The sequence below is a fragment of the Bacillus sp. J14TS2 genome, assembly GCF_018333015.1.
In the GTDB taxonomy this organism is placed as follows: Bacteria; Bacillota; Bacilli; order Bacillales; family Bacillaceae_C; genus Lederbergia.
The window spans coordinates 105,733-121,829 of sequence record NZ_BORE01000007.1; the positions used below are offsets into that span (position 1 = coordinate 105,733).

The 16,097-nt window shown below is 39.6% G+C and carries 16 protein-coding genes; 8 read left to right on the forward strand and 8 right to left on the reverse strand.

What is annotated here, in order from left to right; translation table 11 throughout:
• Positions 1 to 168: 168 nt before the first annotated feature.
• From KI375_RS12230 to KI375_RS12250, 5 genes are all read right to left on the reverse strand, one after another.
• Entirely contained in the window at positions 169 to 861 is a 693-nt protein-coding gene (locus tag KI375_RS12230) for a hypothetical protein (protein WP_212973785.1), read from the reverse strand.
• Between the two features lie 289 nt (positions 862 to 1,150).
• Entirely contained in the window at positions 1,151 to 3,121 is a 1,971-nt protein-coding gene (locus KI375_RS12235) for a PrsW family glutamic-type intramembrane protease (RefSeq protein WP_212973786.1), read from the reverse strand.
• A 124-nt stretch (positions 3,122 to 3,245) separates the two neighbouring features.
• Positions 3,246 to 3,758 (reverse strand): GNAT family N-acetyltransferase, encoded by a 513-nt coding sequence (locus KI375_RS12240; RefSeq protein ID WP_212973787.1) that lies wholly within the window; start codon positions 3,756 to 3,758, stop codon positions 3,246 to 3,248.
• A 29-nt stretch (positions 3,759 to 3,787) separates the two neighbouring features.
• Positions 3,788 to 4,498 (reverse strand): EcsC family protein, encoded by a 711-nt coding sequence (locus tag KI375_RS12245; protein ID WP_212973788.1) that lies wholly within the window; start codon positions 4,496 to 4,498, stop codon positions 3,788 to 3,790.
• Between the two features lie 203 nt (positions 4,499 to 4,701).
• A complete protein-coding gene (locus tag KI375_RS12250; RefSeq protein ID WP_212973789.1) occupies positions 4,702 to 5,376 on the reverse strand; it encodes an adenine nucleotide alpha hydrolase family protein in 675 nt (224 codons plus the stop codon).
• 455 nt (positions 5,377 to 5,831) lie between these two features.
• Here KI375_RS12250 and KI375_RS12255 point away from each other — a divergent pair, with 455 nt between their 5' ends.
• The 7 genes from KI375_RS12255 to KI375_RS12285 all read left to right on the forward strand — a co-directional run bounded on the left by KI375_RS12255 (position 5,832) and on the right by KI375_RS12285 (position 12,300).
• The gene (locus tag KI375_RS12255) at positions 5,832 to 8,243 is read left to right on the forward strand and encodes a Na+/H+ antiporter subunit A (RefSeq protein WP_212973790.1); all 2,412 of its coding nucleotides are present in this window, start codon (positions 5,832 to 5,834) and stop codon (positions 8,241 to 8,243) included.
• The gene (locus tag KI375_RS12260) at positions 8,230 to 8,652 is read left to right on the forward strand and encodes a Na(+)/H(+) antiporter subunit B (RefSeq protein ID WP_212973791.1); all 423 of its coding nucleotides are present in this window, start codon (positions 8,230 to 8,232) and stop codon (positions 8,650 to 8,652) included. Before KI375_RS12255 ends, KI375_RS12260 begins: the two co-directional genes overlap by 14 nt.
• 3 nt (positions 8,653 to 8,655) lie before the next feature.
• A complete protein-coding gene (locus KI375_RS12265; protein ID WP_212973792.1) occupies positions 8,656 to 8,994 on the forward strand; it encodes a Na(+)/H(+) antiporter subunit C in 339 nt (112 codons plus the stop codon).
• Positions 8,987 to 10,474 (forward strand): Na+/H+ antiporter subunit D, encoded by a 1,488-nt coding sequence (locus KI375_RS12270; RefSeq protein ID WP_212973793.1) that lies wholly within the window; start codon positions 8,987 to 8,989, stop codon positions 10,472 to 10,474. Before KI375_RS12265 ends, KI375_RS12270 begins: the two co-directional genes overlap by 8 nt.
• Before the next feature lie 692 nt (positions 10,475 to 11,166).
• Complete coding sequence (locus KI375_RS12275; RefSeq protein ID WP_212973794.1) at positions 11,167 to 11,649, forward strand: Na+/H+ antiporter subunit E; 483 nt, start codon at positions 11,167 to 11,169, stop codon at positions 11,647 to 11,649.
• Positions 11,649 to 11,933, forward strand: a complete 285-nt coding sequence (locus tag KI375_RS12280; protein ID WP_212973795.1) for a Na(+)/H(+) antiporter subunit F1 — start codon at positions 11,649 to 11,651, stop codon at positions 11,931 to 11,933. Before KI375_RS12275 ends, KI375_RS12280 begins: the two co-directional genes overlap by 1 nt.
• Entirely contained in the window at positions 11,911 to 12,300 is a 390-nt protein-coding gene (locus KI375_RS12285) for a Na+/H+ antiporter subunit G (RefSeq protein WP_212973796.1), read from the forward strand. The genes KI375_RS12280 and KI375_RS12285 overlap by 23 nt, the downstream gene beginning before the upstream one ends.
• Positions 12,301 to 12,621: 321 nt before the next feature.
• On the opposite strand, the gene KI375_RS12290 is transcribed toward KI375_RS12285, so the two are convergent.
• The 3 genes from KI375_RS12290 to KI375_RS12300 are packed head-to-tail and all read right to left on the reverse strand — an operon-like array spanning position 12,622 to position 15,235.
• Positions 12,622 to 13,431 (reverse strand): patatin-like phospholipase family protein, encoded by an 810-nt coding sequence (locus KI375_RS12290; RefSeq protein ID WP_212973797.1) that lies wholly within the window; start codon positions 13,429 to 13,431, stop codon positions 12,622 to 12,624.
• Positions 13,428 to 14,042: a DedA family protein gene (locus KI375_RS12295; RefSeq protein WP_212973798.1), complete on the reverse strand. Its 615-nt coding sequence runs from the start codon at positions 14,040 to 14,042 to the stop codon at positions 13,428 to 13,430. The genes KI375_RS12290 and KI375_RS12295 overlap by 4 nt, the downstream gene beginning before the upstream one ends.
• A 20-nt stretch (positions 14,043 to 14,062) precedes the next feature.
• Positions 14,063 to 15,235 (reverse strand): MGDG synthase family glycosyltransferase, encoded by a 1,173-nt coding sequence (locus KI375_RS12300; RefSeq protein ID WP_212973799.1) that lies wholly within the window; start codon positions 15,233 to 15,235, stop codon positions 14,063 to 14,065.
• Between the two features lie 494 nt (positions 15,236 to 15,729).
• Here KI375_RS12300 and KI375_RS12305 point away from each other — a divergent pair, with 494 nt between their 5' ends.
• Positions 15,730 to 16,095, forward strand: coding sequence for a hypothetical protein (locus tag KI375_RS12305; protein ID WP_212973800.1), 366 nt, complete (start codon positions 15,730 to 15,732; stop codon positions 16,093 to 16,095).
• Positions 16,096 to 16,097 lie beyond the last annotated feature (2 nt).

Here is a 16,097-nt window from a genome sequence, read left to right on the forward strand (position 1 = left end):
TTCACTATACTAAGGTAAAGAGGCTGGGGCATAATAAAGAGTTAAACTCCAAGGACGAATAATATGTTATCTTAGCGGAGGGCCTTATCTTCCATACGCCAAGAAAGTGTGTATCCATTCGGAATACGATTATTCCTGATCGATGAGGTATTCAATGGATGCCCCTCTTTAAATTTGTGTCAATACATAAACTAGCGGGTCCGATTTTTCTTCCGTTCCGAAAAAATAAAGCTGATTGGCCAAAAAAAGCTCATAATACCGTTCCTGAGAAGGCTCAGGGTTACCCCTCAACCCAATTTGCATTTGCGGTGGAGCATCATCCACAAGTTCAAACTGAAAGTCCTCCATTAATTGCATCAGGAAAAACATCGGCACTTTTCCGTCATAAGTGACTGGCGCTTCATCTTCCAGAAGCCAATTAGGCTTCCCACCCACTTTATTAGCCTTGGGATCTCCGTTTACAGCCTCAAGTATCCAACGTTTAAATTGAATGTTCTCTTGATAGTCTTTTCGAATCACCCCTTCTTTCGTCGCAAAGATTTCAATTTTAAAATTTCGTTGGTAGGACTCAAGAAAGCCCTTCGGAATATCGGCCCCTTTTAAAGGAACTGGCAATATTTCCGGAATACGCTCCCCTTCATGAGCACAGCTTGTGCAATGAAAAACAGCCATTGTCAATCCTTCCCATAAATGACCTGCTGGAAATGCGACTTGAAAAAAGAAGGTTTGCTCCGCACCGCATAATTGACAATGAGGTATTGGCCTATCCTCTGGAAGTCGAGGCTGACCACCAATAAAGGAATAATCGCTTTCCTTTTGCTGTGGCTCTGCCTCATCTATTTTTAAAACATAACCGGACATTTATCTTCAACTCCTTGTCATTTATCCCGCATTAATGAGTAGTAACCCCCAACCTTAAGGCTTTAGTATAGTCTGGGAAACATAGGTGAGGGATAACTGCCCTAATCTAGCTTCGTCTCCTAGCGACTAGCAGGGGCTCATCGTGTTTTCTTTATCTCAGGCCAACAGGAGATTGGTCGCAGGATTCACGAATTTTGCCTTTGATCTTCTCATCCGTGTAGGATAAGGAAGCAGACTATGTTCGCGACATCCTGTGCGTTGAAAAATCCCCACTGATTAAAGTATCACCTTATGGATTTGGGAAAACTCGTTTAATCATTACTCCGTCAATTCTCACATGATAGGCTATCTCAATAGGCCTCGTCGAACCGGGCGTATATTTAGGGACAACCCGGATAAATACATTTTTATTAGCTGCTACTTCTTTGGCAATTAATTTCTCAAATTCTCGAAATGATCCCCTGTTTACACTCAGATTTTGCGGAAAAATATTTCCCGAATATTTATTGCCAAGTCCCCCAAGATTCTTGCCAATCGCATGTCCAGCATCATCCGTTGACTTTCCAAGCTTTCTTACATATTTTCTTGAGGCAGCATTGGTATCTGTCCCCTTTCCCAAATGGCGCTTTTCGATTTTTGCAAAAACTGAGCGAAGCTCTCCCTTACTCCCAATAGATGTTCGATACGTCAAGCCACTAGCCGTTGTAAGCTCAAAGCGTTCAATTCCTTTTCCTGCTTTTAGTATTTTCTTGGAAACAATTTTACCAAAAGGCAGCCGGCTCATACCAATCGTCAGCACTGAGGCTGCCGCATATTCAGGGTTCATGAGCTTTTTCGGATGGCGGATCACATCCGCAATCTCTTTTCCACTTGCAGCAAGACTAATTCCAGTTGAAACAGCTACAAGCGCAGACCAAACACCTAAAAATGGAACCGTTAAAGCGAACGCTCCTGCAAAAATGGCTCCTTTTTCCCAACCAGATAATCCATTCCACCAATTTTGAAGGCTATCAAATAGACAGGCAAAACAGGCCTCGTAGCCACTAGCTACATATTCCCATCCGTTATACATCATTATCACTAAAAGCGTCGCAGCAATTGCTAGAATGATTTGATAATATTTTTCAACATTTTCCGTTAATTGCGAAAGACGCGTCTCCTTAGCTTCGCTGTTTCCATAGAGGAGAGTCAAGTTGAACTCTCGACGCTCTCGATAAAAATGCAATAAAAACCCATAATGCTGGCGACTTCTGAAAAAGGCAATGATCAAATTCCAAATTTCAGAGAAAGGGTTAATGGCTTTTTCATTCGGCAGCCTCGGGATCTGCTCCTTATTTCTATTTAGCTCGGTATAATCAATGATTAAAGCAATACCTAACATAATTAAAAACCAAGCTTTTGTTTGGTAACCGCTTCCTAATAATCCGTGGAAAGCCCTAATCCAATCCGGGAATTGGTAGCTGCCATTCCACAAGGCATGGTCCACTATAGCGACAAATAGAAAGAAGCCTGGCACAACAAAGGTTAAATTTTTCAGTTTTTTTCTAAACCTTATAGCAAAGCCAATGGCAAGGGTAATCATGGCTGTTAACAGGGCATGATTAGCTGTCATTTGGGTTGGGAGGAAGCTTTCCTCCATATAGCCGGGAAAAAGGGTAAAGAAGTCCCAATGAAGGACTTGCCCGCCAAATAAAGTAAATCCATACATATTACCTGTTGCAATTCTTCTGGCAAATTCCTCTATGAGTTGAAAGCCCGCACCAGTTGCTGCTCCAATTAAAGCATAGTCTGTGAGACTTAGAGAACTGGCTCGTCTAGACAAATATAAATATGCAGCTAGCGGCAATAATTTAAAAACTTCCTCCATAATAGGGGTTAAGATAGACATACTCCAAAAGTCAGAAGACAAACTGCCAAATAACTTTGTAATGAGAAGAACAATAACGGCTGTCAATGGAACGACAAACCAAGCACCCGCAAGGAAAAAACGAGTATATTGCTTCCAGGTTAGCGTTTTACTTCGACAAAGAAGCCAAAACTGCACGATCAGATAAAAAGACCATAAGAACTGGACCACCATTGTTCGTGAATCTTTCAAGAAAAAGAGACTAATAATGAAAGCTATGACAAAGATCCACGAAACAATCATATATAGATAGGTGATGATCGGAAACTTACCAACCAGTGTTTGCCAAGTGGTTTGGATTCTTTCTAAGGTAGACTGAATTCCATGACGAAAATTCCCCAGCATTTCTAACATGTAGCCGCCTCCTTATCACGAAACAACTATTTTGGGTTTATGCTACACGAATAGATAAGGATTGAACATAGGTAGAATGTTGTAAATCCAGGAATTCGGTAAAAGCTTTGGCGGTTCAGGCACCTTATAAAGCCTTCGTTAAATATAAAGCTAAATCGTCATCCACTTGCACTTGTTCCCCACGTTTTATTTGTTTTCCGTTTTGGGAGATGCCGCGGCCATCTGGCAGGTAGCCTCTGCTGATATATAAGCGTTGGGCAGCACCGTAATCCTCCATAAGTCCAAAGCCAATTCCAATGACAGGATGTGTATCCGCGACAATTCGCTCTGCTTCGTCCATCAACTTAGTGGCGATCCCTTTATTTTGATTGTGAATTAGCACATTCAAGTCGACGATTTCTGGAATTCCCTTTTCTAAAAATGGTGGATAGGTCGATTGCCATTTTATTGTGACATAGCCAGCAAACTCGTTTACGTATTCGGCTACAAAAATTACTCTTTCCCCGTTATCCTGCTCTAAAGCATATTGTTCAAATTGTGAAGCTGGTTTATACCATCCTTGCTTTTTAAAAGCCGCTTCGATGACATTGAAGTCAGCTCTAGTCAATAGACGAATCGATATAGGTTGTTCGTTCATTACTCTTCCACTCTTCTTTCATCTTTATTTCAATTGCCTAATAATCGTAAACGATAAGCATTCATTGCTGTCTCTCCAAGCTGATCAAGGAGATTATAATTCGCATAGGCACCTACAACAGCACCAACTCCAGGAATTAGTTGAAACATTTTCACCAAATCAATATGATCGCGATATTCTTGTTGAAAAACGCGCCAGTCCATATCAAGCAGTTCCCGCTTCTTATTCTCCCAATGTTTAATTGTCTCGAATGTTTCCTTTCGTTTCTCATCACTAGAGAATGCCAGCTGGAAGACATGGAGGATAAAAAGCCGTTCTTCATATTTATTAGTATCAAATCCATAAATCGTAGCTGCCTCAAATAAAAATTTCATTTTAATCGACAGCAGGAGGGGGAAATCAGCCAAACCTAGTAAAATACCGCCAGCCCCTGTACCAGCCCCCTCTACTACAGCTGTTTTTCTATACGTCGTAAGCTTTTGCTTTACCCTTTTGTCTTGTTCATAAAGATTGACTTCCATAAATGCTTCTTTTTTCGTTGTCACATTAGAGCCAGCAAGTGTTGCCTTTGCCATATTTTTTATACTTTCAGTGACCACATTATGGACTTTTTCCGGAATCAAGCTATTCATCTTTGTTTGCGTCGTTTTCGACATTCGATTAAAAAGACTCGATCGTTTTACAATTTTCCTTTGCCATAGGACCAATTCATCTCTTACTTTATCTTCATATTCTGCCAAGAATGACACATCCTTTATTTTCATATAATCATTAAAGTGCGTGCAACCTGATAACAAAGTATACGGATCTTCTCTTAAAAAGGATTCATCCGGTTGCAGGCATGTTTCCTTTAAAGCATTTTAGACGTTCAAACATTACCAGCTATATATTTTTTTTAAAAAAGAGCTGCTTCAAAAGGATGTATCCTTTTGAAACAACTCATCTAGTTAGAACATGTTGGTAACTTCTCTGGTTCCATAATTTGATTATCGGTTACGTGAATCTGACAGGTTTTCCCACTCACAACAATTTTAAAAACGCCTGTGTTAAAGTCTGTGCCAATTTCCTTGTAGAAAATTCCTTCAAAGCAGGATCGTTTAGATAGAGTGAAGCTTAATTGATAACCACCGTTTTCATCCTTCACTAGGAAACAACGAATGCCTTTTTCATAGATGTCATCTTCTTCACTCTTGATGGTGCGATCAACCGAAACAATATGCAGGTCAACAAAAGAGATCTCTCTCAATAAAACATTCACAAAAGATCCTTTCGTAATTTCTTCCCATCGGTTTTGCGCGGTCTCACCAATTATAATTTGTGTTACGTTATGATGATAGGCAACATCTGCGATGACCTTCGCTGACGGACGCTTTTCATTATCCTTCAAAATAAATCCTTCAGCCCCTAATTCGTCTGCCAGCTCTTTCCAATGTTCCACATAGTCCGACTTTTCCGCATCAAATTCATCATATGGCCGTGGATCTACCGTTAATATATAGAATGGGCAATTTACCATATTCGCTATTTTAGAGCCACGCCTAATAAGACGCTCCCCATTCGGACCGTAATAAACACAGACGAGAATACACTCATCCATACGACCCTTTACTCTTCTCATGAGTCATTCCACCTCTTCATTTTTTCTTCACTTTTTAATCATCATTTTCATTATTGATCCAATATAACATATTTCATCCTAAAAATACGTATTTTTTTTAGAATCGTCTCATGTGCGTTATCCAGTGGATTCGTGTATACTATTGTATATAGTATACATAAAATAACGAAATGTATATGGGCAACAATTATCCTGTATCACACATAAATGATTAAGAATAGCACAAACGCCTTTAGTATAGGAAGAACGGCTAAGGATCAGCCATTCCCCCACAATCCGTGGACCTCATATGCCCATATCTCGATTCGCTTGCTACTCTTCTGCCATCGTTCATGTATTTCTTTTACCATTTTGTCCATATTAAATCTTAAATTGTTTTCTGCCTTTTTTAACGTGTTTACGGGGATTAGGACTGCGTTCACAACATAGAGGCAAGACAGATTGGAGGTTTCACTTTGTTATCCATCAACATAACAATAGTCATCCCCCTATTTATTGCATTATTCTTACCGTACCTTTCTAAAAAGAAATTACCCTTTCATATAGGATGGATTGTTCTAGCTGTTCCCATTATCCTATTTATTATGCTTGCAAGTTTCATTCCTTCTGTTGCGTCTGGAGAAACATATCTCCATACAATCGAATGGATTCCTACCTATGGCATTCACTTTACGACTTATCTAGATGGTCTTAGCATGATCTTTGCACTATTAATCACAGGAATTGGAAGCTTGGTCATCCTTTATTCCATTTATTATTTATCATCGAAGGAATCCCTTCACACTTTTTATGTGTATTTACTTTTATTCATGACCGCAATGCTAGGCGTTGTGTTTTCAGAGAATTTATTTGTTTTGTATGTGTTTTGGGAACTAACGAGTATTTCGTCCTTCCTATTAATCGCATTTTGGTATCATCGAAAAGGTTCCCGGAATGGGGCTCAAAAGGCGCTTTTAATCACAGTTAGCGGTGGTTTCTCTATGCTAACTGGATTTATCATGCTTTATTCCATGACTGCTTCAGCAAGTATTCGTGAGATCATTTCATCGATTGATCAATATACGGGGCATCCTTTATTTATCCCAGCCTTAGTTCTGATTTTAATTGGCGCTTTTACGAAATCTGCACAATTTCCATTTCATATTTGGTTACCTGATGCAATGGAAGCCCCAACTCCTGTTAGTGCTTATCTCCATTCCGCTACAATGGTCAAGGCGGGAATTTATTTGGTAGCACGTTTTACACCTATTTTTGGCGGTGAAGCCTTGTGGTTCTGGTTGGTGAGTTGTGTAGGACTTGTCACAATGTTCTGGGGATCTTTCCGAGCCATTCGACAAACAGATTTAAAAGCATTGCTCGCCTTTTCTACTGTTAGTCAGCTTGGTTTAATTATGAGCCTGCTTGGTTTAGGATCCATCGCTTATCATTTAGGTGTACAAGAAGAATCAGTGCTCTTCACACTTGCTACATTTGCAGCACTATTTCATCTAATTAATCATTCTACCTTCAAAGGTGCGCTTTTCATGATTGTTGGCGTTATAGACCATCAATTAGGAACTCGCGATATCCGCCGACTTGGTGGTTTAATGTCCTTTATGCCGATTTCCTTCACAGTCGCTTTAGCCGGGTGTTTCTCTATGGCAGGATTACCGCCTTTTAATGGCTTTTTAAGTAAAGAAATGTTTTTTACAGCTGTCCTTAACATTCATCAGCTTGATCTGTTTTCTTTAGATACCTGGGGCATTCTTTTTCCGATCATCGCCTGGGTTGGGAGCATCCTAACCTTTGTCTATTGCATGATCTTTGTATTTAAAACTTTTACAGGAACCTATCAAGAGAAAAAGCTTGAACATGGGGCTCATGAGGCATCAATAGGTATGATCATTTCTCCTGTCATATTAGCAATATTAGTGCTCGGTATTTTCTTTTTCCCAAATGTTTTAGGTGAATATATCATCACTCCAGCGATGTATAGTATTTTTCCAACATTTACACCATCCTTTGATTTAAGCCAAACGGTTTCTCCTTGGCATGGATGGAATATGGAAATTGCGATGACAATCGGTGTCATCCTCCTTGGTACGTTCTTATACATCTTCCTTCGAAAATGGAAGGGAATCTATTCGTTATTTCCACCAAAGTGGAGTTTTAATACTTTATATGACAGTCTATTGGAACAATCAGAGGGGCGTTCCAAAACATTCACAAAATTCTATTTGACAGGATATTTACGGGATTATTTAGTTTATATCTTTCTCTTTCTAGTTGTCGTAACAGGCGGAACTTATCTTTACACAAACGCCTTTTCATTCGATATGTCAGGAGATGCGCCGGTTCGGGTCTATGAATGGATTGTTGTGCTTGTCATGGTGATTGCGGGTGTTTCTATCTTATTTGCCAAATCTCGCGTAACAGCCATTCTATTAAATAGTGTACTTGGCTATATGGTTGCTGTACTATTTGTTGTATTTCGCGCACCTGATTTGGCTCTTACCCAGCTTGTTGTCGAAACCATCTCAACGGTCTTATTTTTACTTTGTTACCATTTCCTGCCAGAGTGGAAAAAGGAAAATACAAAACGAAAAACAAAAATCACAAACATAATGATCTCCGTTTCGGTAGGGAGTCTATTCATCCTTGTCGCTTTAGCTGTGAATAGTGGAAACTTATTTGAAACCATCTCTCGTTATTTTGAAGAGGCCTATGAGCTTGCAGGAGGAAAAAATATCGTAAACGTAATCTTAGGAGATTTCAGGGCCTTCGATACAATGCTCGAAGTCGTCGTCCTCTTCATTGCTGGTATTGGTGTCTATAGTCTTATTCAGCGCAAAGGGATAAAGGAGGAGGAAAAACTTGAAGATCAATGATGTGATTTTACAGACGGTTGCAAAAGTCGTTGTATTTATTATATTAACCCTTGCCGTTTATCTATTTTTGTCCGGCCACAATAGTCCAGGCGGGGGATTCATCGGGGGACTCGTCCTAGCTGCGGCCGTTGTCTTACTCTGTCTCGCCTTTGATACTGAAACGATTCATAAGGCGATACCATTTAATTTTAAGTTAGTAGCTGCATTAGGAGCCTTCATTGCTGTTTCAACGGGCGTCGGAGCCGTACTGTTTGGTGCCCCCTTTTTAAAGCAAGTCTTTCATCACTTCCACTTGCCACTTCTAGGCGAGACGGAGCTCACAACTGTGACAATATTTGAGGCGGGAGTCGCCTTAGTCGTTGTTGGAGTGGTTGTGACGATTATTTCAAGTATTAGTAAGGATGTGTAGCCAATGGAAACATTAATGATCATTCTGGCGGGGATTTTAGTAATGATCGCAACCTATTTATTTCTCTCCAAAAATTTAATTCGTGTAATCCTAGGGTCTGCCATCCTATCCCATGCCGCTCATTTACTTATTATGACAATGGGAGGCCTCAAAACCGGAAGTGTTCCCATTATTGGGGAAAAACCGCTCGCTTATACAGACGCTCTTCCCCAGGCTCTCATTTTAACATCGATTGTAATCGGATTTGCCGTAACAGCTTTGTTTCTTGTCTTAGCTTACCGGACGCATCGTAAGCTTGGCACCGATAATCTTGCTCAATTAAGAGGGACTCATGATGAATAATATGATTGTTTTACCAATGGTGATCCCGATTCTAACAGCCATTTTACTGGTTTTCCTACGGCGACGTATTCGAATCCAAAAATGGCTTAGCATCGGATCCCTGCTCTTAACAATTGGTATAAGTATATTTCTATTAAATCAAATTCAAACAGAAGGAATCCTTCGATTGGACTTTGGGGGCTGGAAACCGCCGTTTGGCATTCTTTTTGTCGCAGATTCCTTCTCCATGTTGCTTGTCCTGACGACATCGATTGTATCAGCAGTTTGCTTATTATATGCTTTTTATTCTTTGGATGAAAAACTGGAAAAGCTATTTATTTATCCTTTTATATTCTTTATGATTGCGGGTGTCCATGGTTCTTTCTTAACAGGGGATCTCTTCAACCTCTATGTATGTTTTGAAGTAATGTTATTGGCTTCCTATATACTTGCCGCCATCGGAGGGACGAAAAAGCAACTAAGAGAATCGATTAAGTATATTGCAATCAATGTCCTTTCTTCTTGGCTATTCTTAGTAGCGATCGCCTATTTATATGGAACATTGGGTACCTTGAATATGGCCCATTTATCATACAGAATAGCAGAGGTTGGACAAACACCTATTTTAACTGTCATTAGTATTTTATTTCTTGTTGTCTTTAGCTTAAAAGCAGGCTTATTGCTATACTTCTGGCTTCCGGGTGCATATAGTGCTCCACCTACAGCGATTGCTGCATTATTTGGAGCCTTGCTAACGAAGGTGGGAATCTACTCTCTGTTTCGCATTTTCACCTTGTTATTTTATCATGAGCCTGCGATTACCCACACAATCATCGGTGTGATGGCCGGTCTCACATTAATCGCTGGTAGTATTGGTGCGATCGCCTTTAAGGATCTTCGCCAAATTATTTCTTTTAATGTCGTCATTGCTGTTGGATTTATATTAGTAGGACTTGCTGTATCCACAGCAGTGTCAATAGAAGGTTCCATTTATTATCTAATTCACGATATGGTCGTGAAAGGATTATTATTCTTGTTAGGAGGAACCATTATTGCTTTAACGGGAACAGCTAGAATTGATAAAATGAGCGGACTTATAGGGAACTATCCTTTACTAGGCTGGCTGTTCTTGATCGTCACTCTATCCCTAGCAGGAGTTCCACCGCTTAGTGGATTCATTGGAAAAGTTTTGGTCGGAAAAGGCGCGATTGATACAGGTCATTATCTCCTTACAGCGCTCGCGATTATTTCAAGTATTTTTGTTCTATATTCACTGCTCCGTGTTTTTCTTAATAGCTTTTGGGGAGAAACCATTATTCAAATAGAAGATGAAATGCCGTTAAGGAAAGGGTTGATTATCCCTTGCCTACTTCTGACAGTCGGCACAATCGGACTAGGATTTGGCACGGAATACCTTGCTCCATATGTGCGTGATGCAGCTCACACATTAACAAATCCACATATTTATATCGAGGCAATACTTGAAGGAAAAATTCCATAGAGAGAACAAAAGCGCAAGCGCCCGTTTAGCGACGTACAAACTTTTTAAGCTTCTGACGAGATAAAGGAAACACCATGAGCTTGGAAAGCGAATGGATGTTGACTTATCGTAGGAAGAAGCTGAAAGTTTGCTAGTCGCTGGGCGCTGGAGCTGGATGCCGAACCGCAACATAAGCTAGTTATCCACAAGCGGCAATTTTATAGTTTCCTTAACAAGAACAAAAGCGCAAGCGCCTTGAACTAGGAAGAAAGGCTAAATTCGCGCCGTCCTGGCGCAACACCTTTCTGACCAGCATCCTGTTGGCCTCCGACAAGCAAATGTTCCTGAACCTAGGAAGGGGCTTTTTCCCTTCATAGGTTCAGGGTTATTTGACCTCGAGGGGCTAGGCGCTGGAGCTGGATGACAAAACTCAAAATTATAACTTATCCACAAGCCAAGAATTTTATAGTTTCCTTAACAACAACAAAAGCGCAAGGCGCCCGCTACCTTCGACAAGCAAATGTTCTGAGACAAAGAAAGGCGTTCTTTGTCTTTCATTGGCTCAGGTTATTTCGTGGAACATCGGCTAAGGTCGCCACGTCCGCATGTCTTCGCCGATGGACTCGCATCCTGCGAGCCTTGAGAGGCTAGGCGCTGACTAGATCTAAACACTAACCATGTTTATACTTTCTTTAAAAATGAGGTGAAGCAATATGCCCGCTCAATTTATTATGAATTTATTTATTGCCTTTCTCTGGATGCTACTGACAGATGAAGATGAATTACATTTATCCACATTTTTTGCTGGGTATCTAGTCGGAATTGTCATCGTGTTTCTGATGCAGCGCTTCTTTAAAAAGCAATTTTATTTACAAAGATTTTATTATGTATTAAAACTATTTTTTATTTTTAACTCCGAATTGTTTCAATCAGCCTTTCTTGTTATGAGGCATATATTAAGTCCGAAAATTGATATTCAACCAGGAATTTTCACTTATAAAACAGCCTTGAAAAGTGATTGGGAAGTCACGACACTTTCCATGCTCCTCACCTTGACTCCTGGATCTGTCGTTATGGAGGTCTCTCCAGAAGGAGATACACTTTATATCCATGCTTTAGATATTGAAAGATATAAGGATTTTCTTCTACGTTCCTTAGGAAAATTTGAAAAAGCTATCATGGAGGTGACACGCTAATGATCAAAATCATGTTATTTACAACACTCTCATTATTCGGAATCGCCATTGCCATTGCTCTGTATCGGATTATTAAAGGTCCTTCAATTCCAGACCGAGTGATTGCTCTTGATATGATTGGTGTAAACCTAATTGCTGTCATAGCTGTCATATCCATCGCTCTTAAAACGAAGTCCTTTTTAGAGGTAATCCTCGTACTCGGGATCTTATCCTTTATTAGTACGATTGCCTTTTCAAAATTTATTGTAAGAGGTGTTATCATTGAACGGAAACGAGATAAGTGAGTTTATAACGGTTTTCCTGATGCTGATTGGAAGTATTATTAGCGTAATTAGTGCTATTGGCATTATTCGGTTTCCAGATGTTTATACCCGTTCACATGCTGCCACGAAAAGCTCTACCTTAGCCGTCCTTCTCACTTTAGTAGGGGCGTTTCTATACTTTTTGTTTACCGAATCTCTCGTCAATATTCGCCTCATATTGGGGATTGTCTTTGTCTTTCTAACTTCCCCTGTCGCCGGCCATCTTATCATTCGGGCCGCCTATCGCTCAAATGTCAAATTAGCTGATTCTACCGTAGAGGATGAATTAAAAGACGTCCTTCATCAAGATGATAAATATAATGAGGCTGGGGAAAAAACGAACTACTAGGGTGCCATATCACCCGCTTCGGAAATATACTCGCTTTCCACAGGCGGTTGGTGAGCTTCCTCAGCCCTACAGGATGTAGATCACGAAGGCATGGTCGTACTAGTGCAAGTGAATTTCATACAGGATGGTGCGTACTTAGCCTTTGCGGGATCTCACCGATGCCTTTTCGACGAACATGATGTTCTAAGTATCAGCGTTGGTCACATGACGTGATCGTCACTAGTCGCCCCCCTAATGCATTGTTCGTCTGTGAATTTTAATTATACCCCAGCCTCGTCTATATCTTCAGTTGGCATACTGTCCGCTGATTCGTACTAGCCATCATCCCTGCCGTCTATTCAACCAATCATCCATATAAATAACATTCTCTCGATTCATTTTATCTTCATGATGGCGCAATATTTTCTTTGTTTCGTATTGGCCCAGCGTGATGGAACGCTCTAACGATTTAACAGCAAATCGACCAATATCTTGTAAATCAATATCAATTAATAGATCTGTATACTGTTCCAAACACCGATCTGTATTTTTTTGACTCGCTATATCAATATAACGATTCACAACAGACAAAAGATTGGTAGGGTAGTGTGGATTTGTGCTGCGCACTCTAACAGATGTTACATTTTTAGCGCCCATTTTACGAACAATATCAGCCGGATTATTATTTAGAACATAGCCATCCACGAGTAATCGATCATTCATCTCAACTGGAGAAAATATACCGGGGATCGACATGCTTGCCCGTATCGCCATAGCTACCTCTCCTGAATCAATGACCATCATCTCACCTGAGATCAAATCAACACAGATAACCGCAAATGGGATGTCTAAATCCGAAAAATGCCTTCCTTCCGTCCAATTTAGTAAGCTTTGATAAATCCGATCCCCTTTTAACATTCCTTTTCGGTTAAGAGCAAAATCAAGATAACGACGAACGGATAATTGTTGCACGATATTTTTCATCATCTCCGGTTGAACCCCACAAGCATAAAGACCGCCCACAACGGCCCCTGCACTAGTGCCGGCAATATGAGTAATCGAAATCCCTTGGTCCACCAGTTCCTTTAAAGCACCAATATGAGCGACTCCCCGTAAAGAACCTCCTCCTAGTGAAAGTCCTGTTTGTTTCAACTTTCTTCTCCTCCCTCTTTCCTTCTCGAAAAATCCCTTTTTCTGTGGGTTATTCTTGTATATGTAATCAAACCTATAATGGCTATTCCGATTATGATGATACCATAGCCATAGAAGCTGTATGATTCAAAAAACTGTTGAAAGGCTTGATAATTCCCTTTAAAATAATTCCCTAGAAAAATCATAACATAAGACCATGGGTAAATTCCTATAAAAGTCAATATTATATACTTATATAATTGAACCTTGCTCATTCCGGCGATATAAGATATATAATTTCCAATGCCAAAGGGACGTGATAGAGTAACACTCCAAATACCGTAACGATTAAAATAGGCTGCTCCCTTTTCTAATCCTTTTCTAAATCGCTTAGGAAAATGTCCACCCAGCTTTTTCCCTACATAATAGGGCATTAAGCTAGCCAAAGTATATGAAAAGCTCATCCCGAAAGCAATAAAAACGATCTGAATATAGCTAGGCGCTAGGATATATCCATAAGAGAGGACAAGTATTAAACCGGGGAATGGTAAAGATGAACCTTCTAAAAACATAACGAAAAATAATCCAGGTATTCCCAAAGTTTGGAGCCATTCTAAAAACTGTTGAATCATGAATGTATTCCTTCCTTCTGCTATTCAGGATTTTCAACCGCTATTTTTGTATTCTGTATAGCATTCTTCTGATCAGGATGCAGGATATAATGAATTAACCGAACAATATCAGAGGGATATCCAACCTCTATTTCATTGAGATAGCGGTGAATGGAATGCTGAATTTGCGCCATTAAGGATGTATCCTGGAAGAAAGATAGAATTGATGTATCCAAAGGTTGTGCAGGATTTAATTCCAGAATCAACTTCCTATCCTTTAAAAGCTGTAAATTAATTTCTTCTTGCCCTGGTAAGGCTGAATGGATAAAAATCGGCAGACCCTTCCTCAATGATTCACTGATCGTAACACCACCGGGCTTTGTAATAATCGCATCAACACGTTCATATAGGGCATTCATTTTTGCTTTGTCGGAGATATAAGGAATAGGCTGAACATTATTCCTATCTAATTTCTGAAGTTGTTGAAACAACCTTTTATTTTTACCGCATAGTACATAATATATGATCTTTCCCTCTCCATTCGGGCTTGCTAACTTTAGTAAACTCAGAATTCCTCCAAGTCCCACACTTCCTCCTGAAATGAGCACTTTCCATTTTTGCTGATTGGCAAGCATTTTATTCTTTCTTTTACTAAATTGTTCCCCGATAGGAATCCCCGTAATCCAAACCCTGCTTTCTGATACATGATTTGAAGCTAATAATTGCTGCTTCATCGCAGAATTCGATACTAAATGATAATCAATCCCTTCTATTCCCCACACATCATTAATAAAAAAATCTGTATATACATTCATAACTGGAATCGTTAATTGATGATCCTTTTTTAAAATACTTAAAAGATGTGAAGGAAACGCATGAGTGCAAATAATGAGATCAGGTTTCTCCAGCAAAAGAATTGCCTTCATTTTCTTTAAAAATAGATGGTCATAATACTTTTTATAATCATGCTCTGTTTGTGAGCTATGGGCCATTTTTTTATATGTCCATGCATAGCTTTTTGGAAAGAAGTGAATCCACCCCAAATACGTTTTTGTTACCATGCTTTCAAGCACGGGATTCCAAGCGCTTAATAAATCAATTTTTTTACAAAGCATCGCTTTATTTCTCTTTTGTAAATAACTGATCATCGTTTCTGCTACTTGATGGTGCCCAGACGGCATTGTTAATAAGGGGAAAAACAATATTTTTTTCATTCACTTCCATCCCTTTCTCTATTTTCAAATATAGGCTACCAAACAGTGCCTAATGAAATGATCATTGTCTTCTTAGATATTTATATAGACGAAAAAACAATTTTAAACCCTGCAATGGGAAATAAATATAGTAAAACTTCAATCAGTGTGGGTACTACTGTCTATAATTCGTGATAAAAAGGGTTGGATAAGGTAAGAAGGTATTCTTTAGAAAGCTAGAGAAGATTTTTAAAAGCGAAAGTTATCGCCGAGTTCGGCTTGATATTTCCGTGCATAAATTGCAAGGATTACCGTCTTATTGTTTACTATAATTTAATTTGGAAGGAGGAATTGGATGGAAAGTTTTGGATACCCGTCTCAAAAAAAGCAAATAATATCAAAACAAAGGATGCCTTCAGGAACTGTTTTTTAAACCTCATTCTACTGTTGGGCATCCCTTTTTTTGGCAGGAATTATGGCCTCTAGTCGTGAATTGAATAGAAGGAGGTGTTCATATGAATTGGGATAAAAGCAAACCGTGGTTTCACGGATCCCCGATCATACTTACGGAATTACTTGAAGGTAGTACAATTACACAAAACAGTGAAATTGCTAAAATATTCTCACATAAACCCACGGTAGTTTCTATGGATGATCAAGGAGGTTTTTTCCATAATGGCTCCATGGCCGGGTATCTCTATATCATTGACGAGCCTCTCACCCCAACTGACATCTTCCCTCATCCTAATACAACGATGGAAGCAGGGGTGGAGTGGCTTATACATAGGCCTTTGAAAGTGAAAAAGATAATGGAAACAAAGGTAGATCCAACTCAATGCCTATCCGAAGCAGAAATTAAACATCTGTCAAAGTTATTATAAAA